Source organism: Yersinia aleksiciae (assembly GCF_001047675.1).
Lineage (GTDB): Bacteria > Pseudomonadota > Gammaproteobacteria > Enterobacterales > Enterobacteriaceae > Yersinia > Yersinia aleksiciae.
Map to the genome: position 1 here is coordinate 955,660 of NZ_CP011975.1, position 25,025 is coordinate 980,684.

Consider the following 25,025-nt stretch of genomic DNA (forward strand, 5'->3'; position numbering starts at 1 on the left):
CATTAAGGTTTAAGACTGGCATAGTAAGCCGCCAGATCAGAAAAATCCTCGTCAGATAAATTAGAGACATAAGCCCGCATCACTTCAGCCTGCCCCCCTGTTCGCCCACCTTTCTTATACGCTGCCAATGATTGCTCTAAATACAGTGCATTCTGCCCAGCTAGATTGGGATACATCGGCACTGAGACTTTGCCATTCATACCATGGCAAGCCACGCAACTGGCTGACTTTACTCGCCCCGCCTCAATATCATTTTTTGCCAGCGCCGAAAAACTGCACAGACCGAGAACGACCAATGTACTGACGACTAATTTCATCATTGCTCCTCACAAAGTATCTTTTCAATTTTGGGCCTGTTGGCGACTTTTGTTTGTCGCCTTCCCGCCCCGGATCTCGTTATTATTATTCCGCTTTGGCCCAATTCAGGTACCAACAGGGTTCGCCTTCTTTTGCCTGACCTGCTTGAGTCACGAAGACCCCAGCCGCAGCAATCAATTGTTCACCAAAATAGAGTAATGGAATACGTTCACGCTGCCATGGTGGAATATCTAGCTCCTGCCATAGCTTCTTGCCTTGACGCGAATGGTGCCGCCCGACAATCTTGACGTCGCCATGCAATCCAAAACCGACACTGATTTCGTCGCCGATAGCAGCAGCTCTTATCGCTTGCCCATCACTCGTAGTAAAGCTCAGCACCCCCAGATTAGCTGGCAGAACCAAGGGGTCAGGTGGCACCTCTTTATCCTCTGCGATCGCCCAAGAGAGATGCTCCACACATATCTCTTTTAGCGTTGGCATTAAATAGAGATGTTGCCGGAAACGGCGTACCTGATAAGCACCGAGGGTTAATTGGGGCTCCGCATCCTGCCTAGCCATCGCAACTTCTAACCACAATCTTTGCAGTTGGCTCTGCGACGGCATTGAGGCTCCTCTCTCTGCTAACCAACGGCGCAATATTGCCGATCGCTTAGCGTCTGAAGCCAGCAATAGCCCCTCAATGGAAAGCGCGCCAAATTGATTTTTGAGTTGTTGCACGCTATCAGCCAACAACTCATCCAATAGCTGTTCTTGCTCAGCACACAAACCCGCACTGCGTGCCGTGGCCTGCGCGAAATGCGGCCAACGATGATGAAGTAAAGGCAGGATTCTCAAGCGCAGGAAATTACGATCGAAACGTTCGTCCTGATTACTGTCATCTTCAATCCATTGTAATTGCTGGGTTCTGGCATAGCTCTCTAGCGTTTCGCGCGAAAATGCCAGTAGAGGCCGCAATAATTGGCTGTGAGCAAAGGGCATTCGGGCTGCCATTGCGGATAAACCCGCCGGGCCACTGCCCCGCTTGAGTGCGAGCAGGAAGGTTTCACATTGGTCATCCAAATGCTGGGCTGTCAGTAACACGTCATCGGCCGCTAAATGTGAAGAAAATGCCTGATAGCGGGCAGTTCTGGCTGCCGCCTCAATACCATTGTGGCGGGGATCAATACTCACTCGAACCACTTCCAGCGGAATTTTCCATCGCCCACATTGTTGCTGGCAATGCTTTACCCAACCATCCGCCAGCGGATTTAAGCCGTGGTGAATATGAATGGCGCGTACTTTCAGTTCAGGAATGAGTTGGTCACGTATACAGACCAATAAATGCAGCAATACACTCGAATCCAAGCCGCCACTGAATCCCACCAGAAAATTGCGATGCCCCCCTAATTGTGCGAACACAGGGTTAAGTAAAACATTTGGCGTAGCAGGGACTGAGTTCATGTTATTCCGGCATCAATTCATAGAGCTCCAGTGGTAAACCATCTGGGTCATTAAAGAAAGTAAAACGTGATTGAGTATAAGGATCAATGCGCACCGCTTCGCAAATCACCCCAGCGGTGGCGAGTTCACTGATGGCCTGTTCAATGTCATCAACCTGAAAAGCCAGATGCCGCAAGCCACAAGCTTCCGGACGACTTGGGCGCGGTGACGGTGAAGGAAAGGAGAATAATTCGATGGTGTATTGGCCATTTAACGCCAGATCAGCTTTCCACGAATCGCGTTCTGCGCGGTAAACCTCACTGAGCAGACTGAAGCCCAGCACCTCACAATAGAATTTTTTGCTGACCTGATAATCTGAGCCAATGATCGCAATATGGTGAACCTGACGTATTGCCAGCATGCATCACTCCCGTCTAATTATGAGTTACAATGAGCATCCGCCATCAATACCATCGGTTAGCGCATACTGACCCTATATTACCGCAGAACGCTGCTAAGCATGTGCTATATGATAAAATTTATCTTCATCGTGATAGATGCACTTTTATCATCTATGCTCTAGCACTAGAGTGAAAAATAAGCTCATCTGAAAAACAATTTATTTATTGATATAGGAAAAACGGTTTTTATATTAAAGCAAACCAACGCCGTATGATATTTTAAAAATAGAAATCAACAATAGGGAGTTAATTATTTTAAGGAGTCATCCATGCTCAATATAAAAAGTTTACACTTTATTTTTATACTATCTATTAATTACCCTGCTTTTGCTATTAACCAAGTTAATCTTGTTTATCGAGCTGATTCCCGCGCCCCAGAAGAGATCACATTGGCGGGAGGTATGTTCCCCTTTTCTGATTTACCCCAAGACCCCGATTTGTTGCATCATTTTGAAGGTGAGTCTTTAGAGGGATATACCAGTGCATTTGTTTCCACTACTGCGTCATTACGCCAAGCTATCAACCATGCAGCCTTTACCGCGAGAATGAGTGATGCAGAACCATTCGATCCTGAGTTTGAAACTTATCTCTACATTATCCGCCCTTCAGAAAACTTCTACAGCATTGATACCTCATTCAATCATGCCAGAGAAGAATTAACCGAAAATAGCCTCTTATATGCAAAACTAAGAAATTTACTTCGTGACTATGGCGGTATGGAAGAGTGGGTTGCCCTCGGGGGGTTTACGAATACCAGGATTATCTCTTATGCACGGCTAAGCGGACCTATGCTGCAACAGCATTATTACTCTGGTCAGATTTTTTCTGAGCTTTTTTGGGCTGGTCGCTGGCAAAACAATCCTCAATATAGTTCTGCATTGGACTCTGAGCACAGTACTTCAGCACCCTATTTGGCGCTTGGCGTGCCTCGTGGTTATGTCACTATGGCGCAGAATGAGACTGGGCGGCAGCTACCTATATCCGTTACCTGCTATGGAGAAGCTAGCTTCAACACTTCACGAATGAAACGAGGGGTGATCAAAAATAATTGTCGCCGTGAAAGAATTTACACCTCAAAGTATTTTTATAATAACCAACTCATCTGGCAACTATTTAATTTACTCGTCGAACAACCTCAATTACCTCCCCAATAATTAAATTATAAACAAATGATTCGAGCAAAAAAGGATATGTGATGATTAAATTTATCTTATCAAGCGCAATAGCAATTACCTCTTTAACCTCCTTTGCTGGCGAAAATTATGAAGTAACAGGGAAGGTTAATGGCATTCGTATTTCTAAAGATAAGTGCTATATCTCCTTTGAGTCTAATAACCCAACAAAATATAGTAATGCATGGCATTTTTCTGATGGCGATGCCGTCTGTAAAATAGCACAAATGGCCTATATTCTTGGCAGCCCAGTAAGCGCTACCAATGAAGTAAATACCAATAATATTTCATACGCTAATACAGTAAAAAGTATCATAATAGGCGTTAAAGGTATTCATTGGCCGCCTTATCATCAGACAGACTAAATTTTATAAAAAAAATCCGGAGGCCATGCGGCTCCGGATTTTTCAAATACGATGATGTCATCGAAGGTATAAAATCAGCAATAACCGTAATTCATCAAACGCTGATAACGGCGATTCAATAACTCTTCTTCATTCAGGACATCCAAATCACTGAGATCTGCCAGCAATTGTGCTTTCAGTGAAGCGGCAATCGCTAAGTAATCACGGTGTGCACCGCCTAACGGCTCAGGGATCACTGAGTCAATCATCTTCAATTCTTTTAGACGATGCGCGGTGATACCCATGGCTTCTGCGGCTAATGGCGCTTTATCGGCACTTTTCCACAGGATAGAAGCACAGCCCTCTGGAGAGATAACGGAATAGGTGCTGTATTGCAGCATATTCACTTTATCGCCAACACCGATGGCTAATGCACCGCCAGAACCACCTTCACCAATAACAGTACAAACGATAGGTACATTCAGCCGTGACATCTCACGTAGGTTACGTGCGATGGCTTCAGATTGGCCTCGCTCTTCTGCGCCAACACCCGGATAGGCCCCAGGTGTGTCGATGAAAGTAATGATTGGCAGCTTAAAGCGCTCAGCCATTTCCATCAGACGCAATGCCTTACGATAACCTTCCGGCGCAGGCATACCAAAGTTGCGGCGAATCTTCTCTTTGGTTTCGCGACCTTTTTGATGACCAATGATCATCACTGGGCGACCATCTAAACGAGCAATACCACCAACGATAGCTTTATCGTCAGCATAAGCGCGATCGCCGGCCAGTTCTTCGAAATCGGTAAAGATATTAGCGATATAATCCAGGGTATAAGGACGACGAGGATGGCGTGCCAGTTGGGCAATCTGCCATGCGCCGAGGTCCGAGAAAATCTTCCGCGTCAGCTCGAGACTTTTCTCACGTAGACGCTGGACCTCTTCATCCAGATTAATATCTAATTTTTCGTCTTGACGGCTGACTGCAGTCAGCGAGTCAATTTTCGCTTCCAGCTCTGCAATCGGCTGTTCAAAATCAAGAAAATTCAGACTCATAGCATTCCTATTTTAGTCAAATTCCAGTTCCACCTGCTCATTACCTACCAACGTTCGCAAATCTATCAATAAGCGATCGGTGGGCGTCACGCGCCATGTGGCTCCAAACCGTAACCGGGCGCGAGCATCTTCCCGTTGGTAATAAAGATGCACTGGGATCGTCCCCGCTCGATGGGGTTCCAACGATTGACGGAGACGGTTCAAAAGCTGGTCATCAATTTGCCTGTCGGTCAGCGATATAGCAAGCCCACGGGCATATTTTTCACGAGCTTCACTGATGTCCATTAACTCACGGGCGGTCATTTTAAGTCCACCACTAAAGTCATCAAAGCTGACCTGTCCGGTGGCTATCAGGATACGGTCTTTTTCCAATAAATGCTGATATTTTTCCAACGCATCGGTGAATAGCATCACCTCCAGACGCCCGGAACGGTCATCCAAAGTACAAATACCAATGCGATTCCCGCGTTTTGTTACCATAACCCTTGCAGCGATAACCAGCCCCACTGCTGTGGTCATTTTGCCCCGATCCGTCGGATGCATATCTTTCAAACGCTGCCCGCCGGCATAACGTTCTATTTCCTTGAGATATTGGGTGATCGGGTGACCGGTCAGGTAGAGCCCCAGCGTCTCCCGCTCACCGTCTAAGACAATTTGTTCCTGCCACGGCGGCACATTAGCATAAGATTGCTCAACCTGCTCAGGTGCATCAGCCAATACACCAAACATATCTGCCTGGCCAATAGCTTCAGCCTTGGCATGCTGGTCAGCAGCTTTTAATGCTTCGCCCAACGAACTCATCAATGCAGCACGGTGCGGCCCCAGACGGTCGAAAGCGCCGGACATGATCAGTTTTTCTAAGATTCGTCGATTGAGCTTTTTGGTGTCGACTCTGGCACACAAATCAAACAGCTCTTTGAAGTGTCCACCCTCTTTACGGGCTTCCAGCATGGCCTCAATCGGCCCTTCACCCACACCTTTGATGGCACCTATGCCATAAACGATTTCGCCTTCATCATTCACGTGGAAATGATACAGGCCGCTATTGATATCAGGAGGCAGGATTTTCAGCCCCATGCGCCAGCATTCGTCAACCAAACCAACCACTTTATCGGTGTTATCCATATCAGCAGTCATTACCGCCGCCATAAATTCAGCCGGGTAATGTGCTTTCAACCAAAGCGTCTGGTAGGAAACCAGTGCGTATGCTGCAGAGTGAGACTTGTTAAAACCATAACCGGCAAATTTCTCTACCAGGTCAAAAATCTTAATCGCTAGCTCACCGTCAACGCCCTGATTTTTTGCACCATCTTCAAATACAGAGCGTTGTTTAGCCATCTCTGCCGGGTTCTTCTTACCCATCGCACGACGCAACATATCTGCCCCGCCGAGTGAATAGCCGGACAGAACCTGAGCAATCTGCATGACCTGTTCTTGATACAAAATGATGCCATAAGTCGGCTCAAGCACCGGTTTCAAAGACTCATGTTGCCATTCAATATCCGGATAAGAGATCGCCTCACGGCCATGCTTACGGTCGATAAAGTTATCTACCATCCCTGATTGCAGCGGGCCGGGGCGGAATAATGCCACCAGTGCGATCATGTCTTCGAAGCAGTCGGGCTTCAGACGCTTGATCAAGTCCTTCATACCCCTGGATTCAAGCTGGAATACTGCTGTCGTTTCCGAACGTTGCAGCATATCGAAGCTTTTTTTATCTTCCAGCGGAATAGAAGCGATATCTATTGGCTCTAACCCGGTTTTGGCGCGCCGGGCATTAATCATCTCTAGCGCCCAGTTAATGATAGTGAGCGTTCGCAAACCGAGGAAGTCGAACTTCACCAGGCCAGCATATTCCACATCATTTTTATCGAACTGGGTGACGGGGTTGTTGCCTTCTGCATCGCAATATAGCGGCGCAAAATCAGTAATTTTAGTGGGTGCGATAACCACACCACCGGCATGTTTACCAGCGTTACGTGTTACCCCTTCCAATTTGCGCGCCATATCAATCAGCGCTCTGACCTCCTCATCTGCCTCATAAATTTCAGGCAGTTGTGGTTCAGCTGCGAAGGCTTTTTCCAGGGTCATACCTGGGTCTGGCGGGACTAACTTAGAGATTCGATCGACAAAGCCATAGGGGTGGCCCAGTACGCGGCCAACATCACGGATGACCGCTTTGGCCGCCATGGTACCAAACGTAATAATCTGGGAAACCGCATCACGCCCATACATGTCCGCGACGTGCTCAATCACCAGATCGCGTTTCTCCATACAGAAGTCAACGTCGAAGTCGGGCATTGATACACGTTCTGGATTCAGAAAACGTTCGAACAGCAGGTCAAATGCCAATGGATCGAGGTCGGTAATTTTTAGCGCATACGCAACCAAAGAGCCCGCACCCGAGCCACGCCCCGGCCCTACCGGCACACCATTATCTTTCGACCACTGGATAAATTCCATTACGATCAAGAAGTAACCAGGGAAGCCCATCTGGTTAATCACTTTTAGCTCAATTTCCAGACGCTCATCGTACGCAGGTCTTTTCTGCGCGCGCACGTCAGGGTCTGGGAAGAGCAACTCAAGTCGCTCTTCTAAACCTTGTTTCGACTTCTCAACCAGAAAATCTTCTGTGCTCATCTCACCAGTTGGAAATTGTGGTAAGAAATACTCCCCAAGACGAATGGTCACATTGCAACGTTTGGCGATTTCAACGCTATTGAGCAGTGCCTCAGGGATATCCGCGAACAGTTCACACATCTGCTCTTCATCACGCATAAACTGCTGAGGGCTGTAGTTTTTGGGCCGTTTGGGATCAACCAGCGTAAAGCCGTCATGGATGGCGACACGAATCTCGTGAGCATCAAAATCTGATTCATCGATAAAGCGCACATCATTGGTCGCCACTACCGGCAAGCCACGTTCAGTAGCTAACGCCACGGCGGCATGCAGATAATTTTCTTCATCCGGGCGACCGGTGCGAATTAATTCCAGATAGTAGCTGTCAGGAAAATGCTCTTGATAAAACTCAAGACACTGATCAACCTGAATCTGATTACCGCGCAAAATAAATTTGCCTACATCCCCCATCCGGCCACCGGATAGCAGGATCAGCCCCTCTTTATGTCGGATCAACCAATCACGATCAATGATAGGCCCAGCAGCTCCATAACCACGTTGATAGGCTTCGGAGATCAGTAAAGTCAGGTTTTGATAACCTTCGTTATTGCGTGCCAGCACAGTGAGGTGGGCCAATTCATCACCCAGAATTTCGCTTTGCACGTAGAAGTCGGTACCAATGATGGGTTTAACCCCAGCACCATGAGCGCTACCGTAGAATTTCACTAAGCCGCAAAGGTTAGTGAAGTCAGTAATGGCCAGAGCGGGCATACCTAGCGCAGCAGCTCTTTTCACCAAGGGTCCAATCTTGGCTAATCCATCGATCATGGAGTAGTCGCTGTGAACACGCAGGTGGACAAAACGAGGTTCGGCCATATCCAGATACCAGAAATTAGTGGATTGAATCATGTCCTCAGCAATTCACTACTGAGGAATCATATCCATATATTATGGATGTTGCTTTATTTTGTGAATACCACTAGTGGCTTACACCAAACCCAGCACACGTTTTACCGGGCCGAAGCTGCGCCGGTGATGCTCTGTCGCACCGAAGGCGGACAATTTTTCCAAATGGACTGCGGTTGGATAACCTTTATGTCGCGCGAACCCATATTCAGGGAAATGGCGATCCAACTCAGTCATTTCACGATCTCGCGTCACTTTAGCAAGGATCGAGGCTGCACTTATTTCTGCCACTCGGCTATCACCTTTCACGACAGCCAATGACGGCATAGCCAGTTTCGGGCAACGGTTACCATCAATCAAGACATAATCAGGGGCGATATGCAGCCCTGCAATCGCCCTTTGCATCGCCAGCATCGTCGCGTGCAATATATTCAGGCGATCTATCTCTTCTGGCTCAGCACGACCAAGGCTCCATGATAGTGCCTTATCAGTAATTTCGTCATAAAGTGATAAGCGGCGCTTTTCACTCAACTTTTTTGAATCAGCAAGTCCTACGATTGGCCGTTTTGGATCGAGGATCACGGCCGCAGTGACAACTGCACCGACTAACGGGCCACGGCCAACTTCGTCCACGCCGGCAATCAGATTTGCCTGCGGGTATATAAAAATATCAGTCATCATCCTGCTAACTCCAATACCGCCTGCGCAGCTTGCTCATCCGCACCACAGCGAATGCTCTGGTGTAAGATCAGAAAACGCGCCTTTAATGCCTCAACCGCTTCACCACCTTGCAATAACGGCAACAGCGCATCGGCTAATTTTTGCGGCTGACACTCTTGTTGTAACAGCTCTGTTACCAACTCTTCGCCCGCTAATAGATTCGGTAACGATACATATGGCGTTTTAACCAGGCGTTCTGCCAACCAGAAAGTGAAAGGTTTCATACGGTAACCGACCACCATTGGGCATTTAGCTAGCATGCACTCCAACGCCGCAGTACCGGATGCCAACAGTGTTGCGTCACTGGCGATCATTGCCGCACGGGCATTACCATCGAGTAAATGCACGGATAAATCAGGGGCAACTTCGGCCTTAATTCGCTCAAACTGTTCGCGTCGCTTGCTGTTAACAAGGGGAACCAACACTTCCAATTCAGGCAGCTGCTTCCTTAGCAGCGCTGCTGTACGCAGAAAGTCGCCACTGAGCATTTCGACTTCAGAGTGGCGACTCCCTGGTAATAAGGCTAAGCAGGGTACATTCGGCGCAATACCCAGCTCTGCTCTTGCGGCTTGCTTATCAGGGGTTAACGGCATGGCATCGGCCATGGTATGACCGATAAAGCGGCAAGGAACATTAAAACGGTCATAAAACGCTTTTTCAAAAGGGAGAAAAGCAAGCACCATATCAGTCGCTTTACCTATTTTGAAAACACGTTTTTGTCGCCAGGCCCATACTGACGGGCTGACATAATGGATGGTGCGGATGCCTCGCTGTTTCAAGCGACCTTCAAGAGTGATATTGAAATCAGGGGCATCAATACCGACAAAAACATCCGGGGATAGCTCACTAAAACGTTGAGTCAGCTCTTTTCGGATTTTCAGTAGACGTGGCAGGCGCTCTAATACCTCGACAACGCCCATCACTGCCAACTCTTCCATCTCAAACCAGGCTTCACATCCTTCAGCTTGCATCAGAGGCCCTGCGACACCGACAAAGCGCGCATCAGGCACCTGAGCTTTCAGTGCACGAATCAATCCTGCACCTAAGATGTCGCCAGACGTTTCTCCGGCGACTAAACCTATCGTTAAAGGACGCCCGCCACTTAACGGACGATCAACAGATAATGGGCTATTTTGCATAGATCAGCGAATAATGCCGCGAGTAGAGCGAGCAAAGAAATCACTGAATGCCTTAACCGCCGGATATTGCGCCGCCAATTCGGCAATTTCAGGTTTCACTTCATCTAACGTCCTGCCACTGCGATACAACAACTTATACGCATTGCGGATAGCGTGAAGTGATTCTTTGTCGAAACCACGGCGTTTCAACCCTTCGATATTGATACCGAACGGTGTCGCATGGTTCCCCTGAGCAATGACAAACGGAGGCACGTCCTGAGCAACGCCAGAGCAACCACCCACCATAACATGCGCACCGATCACGCAGAATTGATGAACAGCAGTCATACCACCGATAATGGCATAATCGTCAATTTCCACATGACCACCCAAGGTCGCATTATTCGCAAGAATACAACGATCGCCAATGATACAGTCATGGGCAATATGGGCATTAATCATCAGTAAATTATCGCTGCCTACTTTTGTCAATTCACCACCTTGTACTGTGCCACGGTGGATAGAAACGCTTTCACGGATACGGTTACGATCACCGATCTCGACTCGAGTTGGCTCGCCTGCATATTTCAGATCCTGATTTGCTTCACCAATAGAAGCAAATTGGTAAATCTGATTATTGCAGCCGATTTTTGTTATTCCATTAACGACGACATGGGACTTCAGTTCCGTGCCAGCGCCGATTTCCACCTGGGATCCGACAAAGCAGAAGGGGCCAATATGAACGCCAGCGCCAATAACTGCGCCTTCTTCGACAATAGAACTTGGATGGATAACGGCCGTTTTGTCAATCACGTATCAGGACTCCTTTGCAACTACAGGTTCTGCTGGTGGTGTCGCTGGTTTGCTACGAGCACACATCATTGTTGCCGTACAAACGATTTCACCATCTACTTTCGCAACACCAGTAAAACGAGTCAGACCACGGCGTTCTTTGACAAACTCAACTTCCATGATCATTTGATCGCCAGGGACTACTGGACGTTTGAAGCGAGCTTCATCGATACCAGCAAAATAATAAAGCTCACCCGGTTCAAGTTTACCACGGCTCTTAAACGCCAAAATCCCGGTAGCCTGAGCCATCGCTTCTAAAATCAGCACGCCAGGGAAGATTGGCTTGCCCGGAAAATGGCCTTGGAAAAATGGCTCGTTGAAAGAGACGTTCTTCACTGCACGCAGAAATTTTCCTTCCTCAAAATCAAGGACACGATCTACCAGCAAGAACGGAAAACGGTGCGGGAGTAGATCCAAAATCTCTTCGATATGCAGAGTATGAGTGTCAGTAGTCAAAATACTCTTCCTGTCTAAAAACTGATGCTATCAACAACACGGCCTGCACTGCCCCAAAAGGGAGGCATTAGGCAGGCCGCAAATTAGGAACTCTGTATACCCTTAGTCCTTGAAGCTGCGGTGATGCTAGCTACAACACCAATTTCTTTGGGTATCTACTTTTGGCATCGATTGCCAATAAGCTTAATTATTCGCTCAGAGTGTCGGGCTTAAGTGATTATTCTTTATCGATTTTACGCTCAATAGCTTTTAATCGCTTATTAATCCCATCAATATTCATCACTAAAGCAGCTGTCTTGCGCCAAACTTTATTTGGTTGTAGCGGAATACCGGAGGAGTATAACCCAGGTTCAGTGATTGGACGCATCACCATTCCCATTCCAGTTATTGTGACTTTGTCACAAATCTCCATATGACCATTGATCACACTGGCCCCACCTATCATACAGTAGCGGCCAACTTTCAGACTGCCTGCCATGATAACACCACCCGCAACTGCGGTATTGTCGCCAATCACAACGTTATGTGCAATCTGACATTGGTTATCAATGATGACGCCATTACCAATAATCGTATTATCCAATGCACCACGGTCAATCGTTGTACAAGCACCAATCTCAACGCGGTCGCCAATATGTACAGAACCGAGCTGTGGGATTTTTATCCAGTTACCACGATCATTGGCATAGCCAAAACCATCTGCACCAATGACCGTACCGGATTGAATCAGACAGTTTTGTCCAATCACAACTTCATGATAAACGGAAACATTGGCCCACAAACGGCTACCAGCACCAATGTGAGTATTCTTACCAATAAAGCAGCCAGCACCGATAACCACGTTATCGCCCAGCACAACACCGGACTCTATAACCGCATTAGCACCGACAGAGACATTCTCTCCCAGTCTTGCCTGCGAAGAGATCACCGCACTCGATGCAATATCTTGCGCTGGTTGAGGTGTGGTATCCATTATCTGCGCCATACGTGCATAGGTTAAATAAGGATTTTTAACCACCAAAGCTGCAGATTTACAGAAAGGTAAGTCAGCCTCAGTCAACACCACGGCACCGGCATTACAAGTGGCGAGTTGTTCCTGATAACGGCTGTTTGACAAAAACGTGATTTGCTCAGGTTGGGCAGAATGCATAGAAGCGATGCCGGTGATGACGAGATCGCCATCACCGTGCACCTGTGCATCCAACTGCTGGGCTAAATCAGCCAGTCGAATTGAAGGCATGTTTTATTTAACCTGTTTCAGCACGTCAGCAGTAATGTCTTTAGAAGAGTCTGCGTATGCAACAGCATTCGCATCAATCACCACATCATAACCGCCTTTGCTAGCAACAGATTTAACAGCATCCTGAATACGGCTCAGAATTTTGTTACGCTCTTCCATCTGACGACGGCGATTGTCTTGCTCAAAAGCTTGGGCTTTAGTAGAGAAAGTTTCACGCTGTTTCATCACGTCACTTTCCAGCTTAGTGCGATCACTTGCCTTCATGGTAGAACCGTCACGTTGCAGCTTCTGCATTTTAGTCTGCAGATCTTTCTCCATCCCTTGCAATTCGGTTGCACGGCCTTTGAATTCATTCTCCAGCTGCTTAGCTACGGTTTCACGCGCAGGTAATTGTTGGAAAATGCTGGAAACATTAACAATAGCAATCTTGTCAGCGGCTTGAACGCTGGCTGAAGCAGCCAATGCTAAACCAAGACTTGCGGCACACAACCACTTTTTCACTATAAACTCCTTACCATTACCCGTTTGTGTCAGAGACACCTTGAAGTGCACTTAATACTGAATAATGCCTAAGATAGCGCCGACCTGAGCCAACGCTACTTTAGGTTATTTCAACTACCAGTGCTGTCTTTAAAATTCAGTACTGCTTTGCCAATCAATTACCAAGTTTTACCAATGTTAAACTGGAATTGCTCTGACTTGTCGCCTTCGTAATCTTTAACCGGTTTAGCATATGAGAACACTAATGGCCCCAATGGAGACATCCATTGCAATGACACACCGGCAGAAACACGAATATTACTCGCTTTATTGTAATCAGGTATGCCAGCAGCTCGTGTCGCCGCAGTATTTTCCCAATTGGTATCCCATACAGTACCGGAATCAATGAAGAATGAGGTACGTATAGAGTTAGCGTATTTCTCACTGATAAACGGTGTCGGTGTGATCAGTTCTAAACTGGCCACCGCCATCGCGTTACCACCGACAGCATCGGTAGAGTTTCTGACAGTACCATCAGTATTATAGTATGCAGCTTTAGGCCCGATGTTATTTGATCGGAAACCACGAACTGTACTAGAACCACCGGCATAGAAGTTTTCGTAGAATGGCATCTCTTTAGAGCCAATACCGTCGCCATAACCCAAGCGACCACGACCCAAGAGCACCCACGAATGATCTTCATCTAACGGCTGATACGCAGAGGTATCGAAAGTCACTTTATAGAACTCGTTATCAGAGCCCGGTACAGTCACTTTGGTATTTACTGATGATTTAACACCCTTGGTTGGGAAGAAACCCCGGTCAAGGTTGTTATAGGTCCAACCCAGATTCAGTGTGAAATCGTCGGCAGTGAAACTTGCACGATCAGTCAGATTAGGATCTTGACCAACAGAGTCAAGATATCGCCACATGGCAACTTGCGGTTCCATATCCGACAGATCGTTATGGACGTAACCTAAGCCGACACGCAATGAGTTATTCTCATTGATTGGGAAACCTAAAGTGCCGTCAATACCATAACTGCTGTTGGTGTAGCCAGACAGGTCTGCGTTATCTGCTTTAAAATCATTATAGAAGATACGCCCGCCCAGACTGACACCGTCAACGGTGAAGTAAGGGTCGGTTAAGGTAAATTCAGCATAGGTCTGGTAGTCGTTTTTCGTACCGTTAATACCGACAGTATTACCTGTACCTAGCCAGTTATCCTGCTGAACACCAACCTGGAAGCTCACGCCACTTTCAGTACCGTAACCGATACCAAAGTTTAGGCTGCCTGTGTTGCGCTCTTTAACTTTATAGGTGACGTCAACTTGATCAGCCGTTCCTGGAACACGCTGAGTTTCAACATCAACGGTTTCGAAATAGCCTAAACGGTTCAAACGTTCTTTGCCCGCTTCGACCTGATCATTACCTAACCATGCACCTTCCATCTGACGCATTTCACGGCGCAGTACGGAGTCTTTACTGGTGTCATTACCCTCGAAACGAACATTGCGGACATAGAAACGGTTACCCGCATCTACGTTGATATGCAGTTTGACTGTTTTATCAGCATCGTTAATTTCAGGTTGAGACACGACACGCGGATAGGCATAGCCATAACGGCCCAACATCTTTTTGATGTCTTCTTCCATTCGTGTGACTTTACTGCCGTTATACAATTCACCCGACTCAATCTGGACCAGCTTGTCAGCCTCAGATTGGTGGCCTGCAAGATTACCGCTCACAACCACGCTGTTAAGCTTGTATTGGTCGCCTTCAGTAATATTGATGGTGATATAGATGCCTTTTTTATCTGGCGTCAAACTCACCTGCGTTGAGTCGATGTTAAAACGTGCATAGCCGCGATCCAGATAGAAGCTGCGCAGGATTTCAAGATCACCTGCCAGTTTCTGCTTCTGGTATTTACGATCTCCAACCACGTTCCACCATGGCACTTCATCACGCAATTGGAAGCGCGAGATTAGCTCATCAGTTGTGAAACTGTGGTTGCCGACGATGTTGATCTGCTGAATTTTTGCAGAAACACCTTCGGTAAAGACTAATTTAAGATCGACACGATTACGTGGCAGTGGTGTAACAACAGCCTTCACTGAAGCGCTGTATTTACCCACACTGTAGTAGAAATCTTCGAGTCCTTTTTCAATGCTGGATATAGTGGTACGGTCCAGGGCTTCGCCAACCCGGACGCCAGAGGCTTCCAGATTCTGCTTAAGCATGTCATCTTTCACCGCTTTGTTGCCGGAGAAAGTGATGCTGGCAATCGTCGGGCGTTCTTTGACTTGAACAATCAGCGTATCACCATCGCGCAGGACGCGAACGTCCTCGAAGTTGCCTGTAGCAAACAACGCACGGATAGTTTTACCGATGTCATCATCGCTGACGGTATCGCCTACGCGAACCGGCATATTAAGTAACGCCGCACCGACGGCGACCCGTTGCAGGCCTTCGAAATGAATATCTTTCACTACGAACCCGTCTGCACCGTATACGGTGGCGCTGCCAAACAGCAGCGACGCTATGAGCAACTTTTTCATCGCCATCGTTGTTATGCGTTCTTCCTAACCTATCCCCTGCCGTTAAAGACGGGAGAAATCATTGAAAAGTGCAAGCCCCATCAATAGCACCAGCAGAATAGAGCCAATGCGATAACTGAAGTCCTGTACTCGCTCAGAAACCGGCCCACCCTTGAGCTTTTCTATCGCCAGGAAGAGCAGATGTCCACCATCTAATACCGGTAACGGGAACAGATTGATAATGCCCAAGTTGACACTGATTAGTGCCAAAAACATCAGGTAATACACCAACCCGTACTCGGCTGAAACCCCAGCGCCTTGTGCAATAGATATCGGGCCACTCAAGTTATTCAGCTTAACATCACCAGTAATCAGCTTACCCAACATGTTTACCGTCAACCGCATCAACTGCCAGGTTTTATCCCCAGCTTGGTAGAGTGCCGTGAACGGACCATATTGGCGAATCGTTCTATATTCATCCGGAAGCGGTATAACTTTCGGCACTACACCCGCAAAACCTTCACTGCGGTTTTCTCCCACCGATTTTGTATCTGGTATCAAGGTTAAAGACAAGGGGGTACTTCCCCTTTCAATATCTAACACCAGTGGCTTACCGGGGTTATCACGAACCTGTAAAACAAATGTTTGCCAACGATCCAGTGATTGACCGCCAACTTTAACGATCCTATCCCCTGCTTGTAAACCCGCTTTTTGCGCAGCTGACCCGGGTTGAACTTCCGCCAGGACCGATTCAATCTGCGGGCCACGAGGAATAATACCCAGAGCAACGACAGGATCTTGCTTATCAGGCTCAAATTGCCACTGCCGCAAATCTAACGTCTTTTGCACTATGTTGGCAGCACCAGATGTATCATTGCCAGAACTGAATGGGGCCACACCAACTTGTGTTTGTTTGTCGCCAATTTTACTGACTAACGCCAAACGAACAGAATCCCAGTCAGGCGTTTCGATACCATCTACAGACTTAAGTTCCATTCCCGGAGAAATATTGGCTTGTTCAGCAATGGATTGTGGTGAAATATCACCCACGACCGGACGCACACTTGGAACACCAATGATAAACACCAGCCAGTAAGCAATGACAGCAAAAAGGAAGTTAGCTATAGGACCCGCGCTGACGATTGCCGCACGTTGTAAAACAGTTTTATTATTAAAAGATTGATGGCGAAGCTCCGGTGCAACAGCTTCCACGCGCTCATCCAACATTTTAACATAGCCACCCAACGGGATTAGGGCGATAACATACTCAGTACCCTGACGATCGGTCCGGCGCCATAGGGCTTTGCCAAAACCAATAGAAAAGCGTTCGACACGGACACCACAGCGCCGCGCCACCCAAAAGTGGCCGAACTCATGCACTGTAATTAAGATCCCCAGTGCGATAATAAACGCGGCAAGGCTCCAGAGTATGCTCATCATATTCCCTAAACTCCCCGTCAGCGACGGATTAAAACACTAACAGCATTAAGCAGGCAAATACCGGCACAGCTGCGGTCAGGCTATCGATACGATCCAGTATCCCACCATGACCAGGAATCAAATGACCACTGTCTTTGATTCCCGCTTCACGTTTAAACATACTTTCGGTCAAATCGCCGAGTACCGAGGCCAATGCAGCAACCACGGAACAGATTAACAGCTTTTCCGGGATGATATCCAACGGAGCGTATCGACCAAACAACCATGATATCAGAGCTGATGTCAGTAAACCGCCAATTAATCCTTCCCACGTTTTACCTGGTGAGACTTTAGGCGCTAACTTATGTTTACCGAATAGCTTACCGAACATGTAAGCCCCAGAATCTGCACCCCACACCAGAAGCATCACATATAACAGCCACCAAGCACCAATATTGTGGTGCTGGTCATAGCCGTACTGGCGCAATGCCACCATGCCCCAGAAAAATGGAACAATCGTCAGAATGCCGAAAATTATACGTAAGAGACGTGAATCGCGCCAGAACGCAGCAGAGCGAGGGTAAGTAAGCACCAACAACAATGCAGCAAGCCACCAGCCCATAGAGAGCCAGAGTGGGACGCTCACTTGTGGAAGATGAGCTGAATGCTGGTAGGCCGGGAGGCTAAGCAGCATCAGAACAAGTAGAAAACCACAAAGTATGGCTAACCAAATACGCTGTGAACGAGTGGCAAAACCCGCTAATTGACCCCACTCCCAAGCTGCAAGCATACAGACAAAGAGAGTAACAATAGCAAAACCAACCGGCGGAAGCAGGAACAGTGCACCAATGACAACCGGAATCAAAATCAAAGCAGTTATGAGACGATACTTCAGCAAAAGTTCCCCCTAGGATGCAGTGGCATCGATAGGTGTAGTTCCCCCGAAGCGACGCTCGCGTTGTGCAAATGCATTCAGCGCACCTTCAAAGACATGTTCATCAAAATCAGGCCAGAGTACATCAGTAAAGTAAAGTTCTGCATAGGCAATTTGCCACAACAAGAAATTACTGATGCGATGTTCACCACCGGTTCTGATCACTAAATCCACCTCAGATTGCTCATGTAGGCAGATATGCGAGTTTAGCGATTCTTCATTGATATCTGTGGATTGCAGTTCCCCTCGCTGTACTTGTTCAGCTAAATGGCGCACACCCTGAATAATATCCCAACGCCCACCATAATTAGCAGCAATGTTGAGTTTCAGACCGTCATTATTTGCTGTTAGCGTTTCTGAGCGACGGATCCGTTGTTGCAAACGTTCACTAAATCGACTGATATCACCAATAACCGATAAACGAACATTATGTTTATGCAGGCTTTTTACTTCGCTGTCCAGCGCACGAACAAAAAGCTCCATCAGGGCGGTGACTTCCTGAGCAGGGCGGTTCCAGTTTTCACTACTGAAAGCATAAAGCGTGAGCGCATCCAAATGATGAGTGGCCGCAAAACTTACCGCGCGACGAACTGATTTCACTCCCGCTTTATGACCGAAAACCCTTAATTTACCCTGATTTTTAGCCCAGCGCCCATTACCATCCATAATGATAGCAACATGGCGTGGCATCAGGGGCGACAAGTTAGCCCTATCTTCATTTACAGACGACATAATGCGAAATCATTTCCTCAATAAATCAATTGTTCGTCCCGAACATTAGGCAGTAAGCGCACAAAAAAAGCCGTGTACCAAGTCACGGCTTCTTAAGTGACAGCCAAAATAGACGGTTTAAATACCTATTGGGCCACTAATCAACAGTCTATCTCTCCATCGACGGTGCAGACTATATCATCTCAGCCTTGCCCTAACAAATTCCCAAATCAGACAGTAACTCTGAATTATTCAGTTTTGCGATGGCTTTCGCAGCTGTATTACGGGCTTTACGATCAATCACCAACACCTCATCCACACTACTGGGTTCTGGCAACGATAAATGCTCCACTACCGCTCTATTGATTACCGCAATATCAGTGAAACGAATCTGAGAATCTAAAAATGCCATGACAGAAACTTCGTTTGCAGCATTCAGCGCTGTTGTTGCAGCCTGCCCTGCGTGACAAGCATCGATTGCCAGTTTCAGACACGGATAACGTTGGTAATCCGGTGTGGCAAAGGTCAGTTCACGTATTTTGCAGAAATCCAGTGGTGCTACGCCGGAATTAACTCGCATTGGGTAGGCCATTGCATGCGCTATAGGCGTACGCATGTCAGGTGTTCCCATCTGTGCCAGTACACTACCATCATGATAGCGCACCATCGAGTGAATGACGGATTGAGGATGTAAAATCACCTCGATTTGTTCTGCGCTGGCATTAAATAACCAACGAGCCTCGATATACTCCAGTCCTTTATTCATCATTGTCGCGGAGTCGACCGAAATTTTACGGCCCATAGACCAGTTTGGATGAGCGCAAGCTTGATCCGGCGTGACATCCGCGAATTGCGATAAAGGGGTTTCACGCAATGGACCGCCAGAGCCAGTCAAAATGATGCTAGAAACGCCATTATCACTCAATGAAGAGTAGCCTAATTGGCGCTGAACTCTTTCAGGTAAACTCTGAAAAATCGCATTATGCTCGCTGTCAATTGGCAGCAGCTGCGCTTTACTGTTCTTAACTTCATCCATGAACAGTTTGCCGCAGGTAATCAGTGACTCTTTATTAGCCAGTAATACCTGTTTACCCGCACGGATCGCCGCCAGTGTAGAAGATAATCCTGCAACACCGACAATCGCCGCCATGACTTGATCAACATCATCTAACGCAGCCAGTTCACAGGCAGCTTTTTCGCCAAAGTACACTTCGGTTCTTGAACCCTGCTCAGCCAATAGCAGGCGCAGTGCTTTAGCCGATGTTTCATCGGACATTGCAGCGTAACGGGGAGCGAATTCAAGACATTGCTGAGCCATCTGTTCGACATTACGTCCAGCAACCAAGGCGGTGACTTTGAATAATTCAGGATTAGCGCGCACAACACCCAAAGTGCTGTTGCCGATGGAACCAGTAGAACCAAGAATAGTCAGTTGCTTCATGAGAGTGCTCTGAATAACTGTTTTTATGATAGGCGAGGTGTTAACCATCCTTCATGACAGGCGGTATTATTAATATCCTCGAGCCCAATTTTATGGCGCTTTGTGATTCATAACAAATTGGCCGACAGCATATTTCGCCGATAATACATTGATATAATAAAATATTAGATCAGCTAAAAATATTGATTCAGCTAAAAGCAGAGCGCCACCTAAGCAGCGCTTTGCAATTATGAATGAGGATTAGAAATCCATTAGCTCGGCTTCTTTCGCAGCCAATGCAGCATCAACTTTCTTGATAAATGCATCAGTCAGCTTTTGTACTTCATCCTGAGAACGGCGATCTTCGTCTTCGCTGATCTCTTTATCTTTCAACAAAGCTTTCACTTTTTCGTTAGCATCACGGCGCACGTTACGAATAGAAACACGGCCCTGCTCTGCTTCTGCACGAACAACTTTGATCAGATCTTTACGGCGCTCTTCAGTCAATGCTGGCAGTGGAACACGAATAACGGTGCCAGCAGAAGAAGGGTTCAGACCCAAATCAGAAGTCATGATCGCTTTCTCAACTGCAGCGCTCAGGCTACGGTCAAAAACAGTCAAAGCCAAAGTTCGGGAGTCTTCAACAACGATGTTAGCCAACTGGCGCAATGGCGTAGCAGTGCCATAGTACTCAACCTGAATGCCATCAAGAATACTTGGAGAAGCACGGCCGGTACGGATCTTACTGATATGGTTCTGGAAAGCTTCTAAGCATTTTTCCATGCGCACTTCAGTATCTTTTCTAATTTCGTTAATCACGTTGTTAACCCTTGAAAACTGGTTACTTGGCAGGCCATAACTTCAGTATAGCCGGTGAATATACAAACCAACAGTTGCTGGCTAGAGGGGCAAATCTTCAATCGAGATCCCCCCGACAGGATGGGCAACTGCTTATTTAGCGATCGAGGTCACTTCTTTAGTGATCAACGTCCCTTCATTCTCACCCATCACCACGCGACGCAGAGCGCCAGGCTTATTCATGTTGAAGACGCGAATTGGCAGATTATGGTCACGAGCCAGAGTAAAGGCGGCCAGATCCATAACTTTCAGTTCACGCTCTAAAACGTCCTGATAGGTTAGCTGTTCATACAGCGTCGCGTCAGGATTTTTCACCGGATCTGCGGAGTAAACCCCATCGACTTTGGTGGCTTTCAACACAACATCAGCTTCGATTTCAATACCACGCAGACAGGCAGCAGAATCAGTGGTGAAGAAGGGGTTACCAGTACCGGCGGCAAAAATCACCACGCGGTTGTGGCGCAGCAAGCTGATAGCTTCAGCCCAGCTGTAATTATCACACACGCCATTCAATGGAATAGCTGACATCAGGCGGGCGTTCACATAGGCACGGTGCAGTGCATCTCGCATTGCCAGGCCGTTCATAACGGTAGCCAGCATTCCCATGTGGTCGCCCACGACGCGGTTCATCCCTGCCTGTGCCAAACCGGCACCGCGGAATAGGTTACCACCGCCAATGACCACACCGACCTGAATGCCCAATTCGACTAGCTCTTTAACTTCTTGAGCCATGCGATCCAAAACGCTTGCGTCGATACCAAAACCTTCGGCGCCTTGCAGGGCTTCGCCACTAAGCTTAAGCAGGATACGCTGATATACGGGTTTTGCATTGGTTGCCATGGTGTTCTGTCCTAAGCAGCAGTAATAATATTGGGGACTTGACCCTCAGGTGTTCAAGGCAGTGCTTCGCGCTGAAAACTGAGCGGACGAAATTCAGGGTGAATAAAATGGAACCGCCTATTGGCGGCCCCATTTTTAGCATTAAGACTGTTTGCTCATTGCTGCAACTTCAGCAGCAAAGTCAGTCTCAGCTTTCTCGATGCCTTCGCCCACTTCGAAGCGGATGAAGTTTACAACGTCAGCTTTGTTCTCTTTCAACAGATCGCCAACAGTTTTGCTTGGGTCCATAACGAAGTTCTGACCAGTCAGAGAAACTTCGCCGGTGAACTTACGCATACGGCCTTCAACCATCTTCTCAGCAATTTCACGTGGCTTGCCGGATTCGATAGCAATGTCCAACTGAATTTGGTGCTCACGAGCAACAACTTCAGCAGGAACATCGTCTGGCTTAACATATTCAGGCTTGCTTGCAGCAATGTGCATAGCAATGTGCTTAACCAGCTCTTCATCAGCGCCAGTTGCAGCAACCATCACGCCGATACGTGCGCCGTGCAGATAAGTCCCCAGAACGTCGCCTTCCAGCGCAGCAATACGGCGAATATTGATATTCTCACCGATTTTAGCAACCAGGTTTGCACGTTGTTCTTCGAACTTAGCTTTCAGAACGTCGATATCAGCGATTTTGTCAGCCAGAGCTGCATTGATAACTTCTTCGCCGAATGCTTTGAAACCAGCATCTTTAGCAACGAAGTCAGTTTCGCAGTTCAGTTCCAGAATCACACCAAATTTACCGTCGGCTGAAACTTTAGCCAGGATGATACCTTCAGCAGCGATACGACCTGCTTTCTTGGCAGCTTTAGCCTGACCAGATTTACGCATATTGTCGATGGCAAGCTCGATGTCGCCGTTAGCTTCAACCAACGCCTTTTTACATTCCATCATGCCTGCGGCAGTACGCTCACGCAGTTCTTTTACCAAAGCAGCGGTAATAGCAACCATTTAAATTTCCTCGGTTCTCTTGTGAAGACAAGATCTCACATTAGATACGCAAAGGGGGCCTATAAAAGGCCCCCCTAACCAACATATTTCAATACCTGGTTAATAAGGGCTCCAGCGAGCCTGACTTATTATTCAGCTTCTACGAAGCTTTCTTCCGCTTGAACGGCCAGATCTTGAGAACGACCTTCATTGACGGCAGTAGCAACAGCGCTCAGGTACAGTTTAACTGCACGGATTGCATCGTCGTTACCTGGGATGATGAAGTCAACGCCATCTGGATCGGAGTTAGTATCAACGATAGAGAATACCGGGATACCCAGGTTGTTAGCTTCTTTGATAGCGATGTGTTCGTGATCAGCATCAACAACAAACAGAGCGTCTGGTAAACCGCCCATGTCTTTGATACCGCCCAGGCTGTTTTCCAGCTTGTTCAGCTCACGAGTACGCATCAGCGCTTCTTTTTTGGTCAGCTTGTCAAAGGTGCCGTCTTGAGACTGGATTTCCAAATCTTTCAAACGTTTGATGGACTGACGAACAGTTTTCCAGTTAGTCAGCATCCCGCCCAACCAGCGATGGTTCACGAAGAACTGGTCGCAGTTGTTGGCAGCGTCTTTTACCGCTTCGCTTGCTGCGCGTTTAGTACCAACGAACAAGATCTTACCTTTACGGGAAGAGATCTTTTTCAATTCAGCCAGAGCTTCGTTGAACAGTGGTACGGTCTTTTCCAGGTTGATGATGTGAACTTTGTTACGTGCGCCGAAGATGAAAGGCTTCATTTTCGGGTTCCAGTAACGGGTTTGGTGACCAAAGTGAACACCGGCCTGGAGCATGTCGCGCATGGAAACAGTTGCCATGATTAAAACCTCTATAGTATCAGTTGGGGTTATGCCTCCACGTGTCCCATAACGCCGACCCCATAAGCGATTGATATTAATCAAAAACTTTAGGGCACCCCGGCGTATGTGTCGACACGTGTGTGTTATTTACACATATGAGTGCGATTGGTATTACTCAGCTAAACAACGCATTTGCCACTAGAACATGTCCAGGAACAGAGTACGGTTCGCCGGCGCGCTTTATACCATAAACAGTCACGACACACCAACTTTTGTTGCATATAGTGTCGCCACGGCAAACGAAAGTTTGGCAGCAAATTGCAGGGCTGGTAACATTGGCGACAGATTTTTTATTAATCGACATTCACCTGTTTTTTTCTGCATCTATGCCCCGAGAATTTGGAGTGACAGGTCGGTAGCAAATTCGCCCCTGCCCCTCAAGTACGAAGGTCATATTAATAATGGCGGCTGATATTCACAGCCCCTACGGACACTTTTGCATGGCAATCTCAATCAAAACACCTGAAGATATTCAAAAAATGCGCGTTGCTGGCCGCTTGGCTGCTGAAGTGCTGGAGATCATTGAACCTCACGTCAAACCTGGGGTATCCACCGGTGAGCTCGACCGCATTTGTCACGACCATATCACCAACCACCAGCAGGCCATTTCTGCATGTCTGGGATATCACGGCTTTCCGAAATCCGTGTGTATCTCGGTTAATGAGGTCATTTGCCACGGTATCCCAAGTGATGAAAAAGTCCTGAAAGATGGCGATATCGTGAATATTGACGTTACCGTGATTAAAGATGGCTTCCATGGCGATACCTCAAAAATGTTCATCGTCGGCAAACCGACTATTTTGGGTGAGCGCTTGTGCCGCGTGACACAAGAGAGCTTGTATCTGGCCATCAAAATGGTCAAACCGGGTATCCGTCTGCGCACGCTGGGTAAAGAGATCCAGAAGTTTGTGGAAGCGGAGAACTTCTCTGTGGTGCGTGAATATTGTGGTCACGGCATTGGCGAAGGTTTCCATGAAGAGCCACAAGTGCTGCACTACGATGCAGATGACGGCGGTGTCGTCCTGCAACCGGGTATGGCGTTCACCATTGAACCCATGGTCAATGCTGGGGATTACCGCATTCGCACCATGAAAGACGGCTGGACAGTAAAAACTAAAGATCGCAGCTTGTCGGCACAGTATGAGCATACTATTGTGGTGACGGATAACGGCTGCGAAATAATGACGTTGCGAAAGGATGACACCATCCCCAACATCATAACGCACGAGTAATAACGACAAGCCGGCCCCC

23 protein-coding genes are annotated in these 25,025 nt (G+C 47.5%); 3 read left to right on the forward strand and 20 right to left on the reverse strand.

Translation table 11 applies throughout. The features are described from left to right. Positions 1-2 precede the first annotated feature (2 nt). The 3 genes from ACZ76_RS04545 to ACZ76_RS04555 form a co-directional block, all read right to left on the reverse strand. The gene (locus ACZ76_RS04545; RefSeq protein ID WP_005276151.1) at positions 3-320 is read right to left on the reverse strand and encodes a c-type cytochrome; all 318 of its coding nucleotides are present in this window, start codon (positions 318-320) and stop codon (positions 3-5) included. Between the two features lie 82 nt (positions 321-402). Then, a complete protein-coding gene (gene tilS / locus ACZ76_RS04550; protein ID WP_074007656.1) occupies positions 403-1,758 on the reverse strand; it encodes a tRNA lysidine(34) synthetase TilS in 1,356 nt (451 codons plus the stop codon). Position 1,759: 1 nt separating this feature from the next. After that, positions 1,760-2,158 carry a VOC family protein gene (locus ACZ76_RS04555; protein ID WP_048617207.1) on the reverse strand — a complete coding sequence of 133 codons (399 nt, stop codon included), beginning with the start codon at positions 2,156-2,158 and terminating at the stop codon, positions 1,760-1,762. Positions 2,159-2,467: 309 nt separating this feature from the next. Between ACZ76_RS04555 and ACZ76_RS04560 the strand changes: the two genes are divergently transcribed. Together ACZ76_RS04560 and ACZ76_RS04565 are read left to right on the forward strand one after the other, a co-directional pair. After that, on the forward strand, positions 2,468-3,352 hold the full coding sequence (locus ACZ76_RS04560; protein WP_048617209.1) for an enterotoxin A family protein: 885 nt from the start codon (positions 2,468-2,470) through the stop codon (positions 3,350-3,352). A 41-nt stretch (positions 3,353-3,393) separates the two neighbouring features. Beyond that, entirely contained in the window at positions 3,394-3,735 is a 342-nt protein-coding gene (locus ACZ76_RS04565) for a hypothetical protein (RefSeq protein WP_048617211.1), read from the forward strand. Between the two features lie 74 nt (positions 3,736-3,809). Here the strand turns inward: ACZ76_RS04565 and accA are convergent, their stop codons facing one another. The 17 genes from accA to rpsB form a co-directional block, all read right to left on the reverse strand. Continuing rightward, positions 3,810-4,769 carry an acetyl-CoA carboxylase carboxyl transferase subunit alpha gene (gene accA, locus ACZ76_RS04570; RefSeq protein ID WP_048617213.1) on the reverse strand — a complete coding sequence of 320 codons (960 nt, stop codon included), beginning with the start codon at positions 4,767-4,769 and terminating at the stop codon, positions 3,810-3,812. A 12-nt stretch (positions 4,770-4,781) separates the two neighbouring features. Then, positions 4,782-8,264 (reverse strand): DNA polymerase III subunit alpha, encoded by a 3,483-nt coding sequence (gene dnaE, locus ACZ76_RS04575; RefSeq protein WP_048620185.1) that lies wholly within the window; start codon positions 8,262-8,264, stop codon positions 4,782-4,784. 111 nt (positions 8,265-8,375) lie between these two features. Beyond that, positions 8,376-8,972 (reverse strand): ribonuclease HII, encoded by a 597-nt coding sequence (rnhB, locus tag ACZ76_RS04580; RefSeq protein WP_048620186.1) that lies wholly within the window; start codon positions 8,970-8,972, stop codon positions 8,376-8,378. After that, the gene (gene lpxB, locus ACZ76_RS04585; protein ID WP_048617215.1) at positions 8,972-10,153 is read right to left on the reverse strand and encodes a lipid-A-disaccharide synthase; all 1,182 of its coding nucleotides are present in this window, start codon (positions 10,151-10,153) and stop codon (positions 8,972-8,974) included. Before lpxB ends, rnhB begins: the two co-directional genes overlap by 1 nt. Before the next feature lie 3 nt (positions 10,154-10,156). Further along, a complete protein-coding gene (gene lpxA, locus ACZ76_RS04590; RefSeq protein ID WP_048617217.1) occupies positions 10,157-10,945 on the reverse strand; it encodes an acyl-ACP--UDP-N-acetylglucosamine O-acyltransferase in 789 nt (262 codons plus the stop codon). Positions 10,946-10,948: 3 nt separating this feature from the next. Then, complete coding sequence (gene fabZ, locus ACZ76_RS04595; RefSeq protein WP_004874503.1) at positions 10,949-11,440, reverse strand: 3-hydroxyacyl-ACP dehydratase FabZ; 492 nt, start codon at positions 11,438-11,440, stop codon at positions 10,949-10,951. 217 nt (positions 11,441-11,657) lie between these two features. Further along, positions 11,658-12,680, reverse strand: a complete 1,023-nt coding sequence (gene lpxD, locus ACZ76_RS04600) for a UDP-3-O-(3-hydroxymyristoyl)glucosamine N-acyltransferase (RefSeq protein ID WP_048617219.1) — start codon at positions 12,678-12,680, stop codon at positions 11,658-11,660. Positions 12,681-12,683: 3 nt separating this feature from the next. Continuing rightward, positions 12,684-13,181, reverse strand: coding sequence for a molecular chaperone Skp (skp, locus tag ACZ76_RS04605; RefSeq protein ID WP_048617221.1), 498 nt, complete (start codon positions 13,179-13,181; stop codon positions 12,684-12,686). A gap of 158 nt (positions 13,182-13,339) precedes the next feature. Further along, on the reverse strand, positions 13,340-15,724 hold the full coding sequence (bamA, locus tag ACZ76_RS04610) for an outer membrane protein assembly factor BamA (protein WP_048617223.1): 2,385 nt from the start codon (positions 15,722-15,724) through the stop codon (positions 13,340-13,342). A gap of 36 nt (positions 15,725-15,760) precedes the next feature. Next, positions 15,761-17,137: a sigma E protease regulator RseP gene (rseP, locus tag ACZ76_RS04615; RefSeq protein WP_048617226.1), complete on the reverse strand. Its 1,377-nt coding sequence runs from the start codon at positions 17,135-17,137 to the stop codon at positions 15,761-15,763. Positions 17,138-17,165: 28 nt separating this feature from the next. Continuing rightward, a complete protein-coding gene (gene cdsA, locus ACZ76_RS04620; RefSeq protein WP_048617228.1) occupies positions 17,166-18,014 on the reverse strand; it encodes a phosphatidate cytidylyltransferase in 849 nt (282 codons plus the stop codon). 9 nt (positions 18,015-18,023) lie between these two features. Further along, positions 18,024-18,782: a (2E,6E)-farnesyl-diphosphate-specific ditrans,polycis-undecaprenyl-diphosphate synthase gene (gene ispU / locus ACZ76_RS04625; protein ID WP_048617230.1), complete on the reverse strand. Its 759-nt coding sequence runs from the start codon at positions 18,780-18,782 to the stop codon at positions 18,024-18,026. 193 nt (positions 18,783-18,975) lie between these two features. After that, positions 18,976-20,202 carry a 1-deoxy-D-xylulose-5-phosphate reductoisomerase gene (ispC, locus tag ACZ76_RS04630; RefSeq protein ID WP_048617231.1) on the reverse strand — a complete coding sequence of 409 codons (1,227 nt, stop codon included), beginning with the start codon at positions 20,200-20,202 and terminating at the stop codon, positions 18,976-18,978. Positions 20,203-20,442: 240 nt separating this feature from the next. After that, positions 20,443-21,000, reverse strand: a complete 558-nt coding sequence (frr, locus tag ACZ76_RS04635) for a ribosome recycling factor (RefSeq protein WP_004874494.1) — start codon at positions 20,998-21,000, stop codon at positions 20,443-20,445. Between the two features lie 132 nt (positions 21,001-21,132). Then, a complete protein-coding gene (gene pyrH / locus ACZ76_RS04640) occupies positions 21,133-21,879 on the reverse strand; it encodes a UMP kinase (RefSeq protein ID WP_005185746.1) in 747 nt (248 codons plus the stop codon). 141 nt (positions 21,880-22,020) lie between these two features. After that, positions 22,021-22,878: a translation elongation factor Ts gene (gene tsf / locus ACZ76_RS04645; protein ID WP_048617236.1), complete on the reverse strand. Its 858-nt coding sequence runs from the start codon at positions 22,876-22,878 to the stop codon at positions 22,021-22,023. A gap of 128 nt (positions 22,879-23,006) precedes the next feature. Beyond that, positions 23,007-23,732, reverse strand: coding sequence for a 30S ribosomal protein S2 (gene rpsB / locus ACZ76_RS04650; RefSeq protein WP_004715071.1), 726 nt, complete (start codon positions 23,730-23,732; stop codon positions 23,007-23,009). A 482-nt stretch (positions 23,733-24,214) separates the two neighbouring features. Here rpsB and map point away from each other — a divergent pair, with 482 nt between their 5' ends. After that, positions 24,215-25,006 carry a type I methionyl aminopeptidase gene (gene map / locus ACZ76_RS04655; protein ID WP_048617239.1) on the forward strand — a complete coding sequence of 264 codons (792 nt, stop codon included), beginning with the start codon at positions 24,215-24,217 and terminating at the stop codon, positions 25,004-25,006. Positions 25,007-25,025 lie beyond the last annotated feature (19 nt).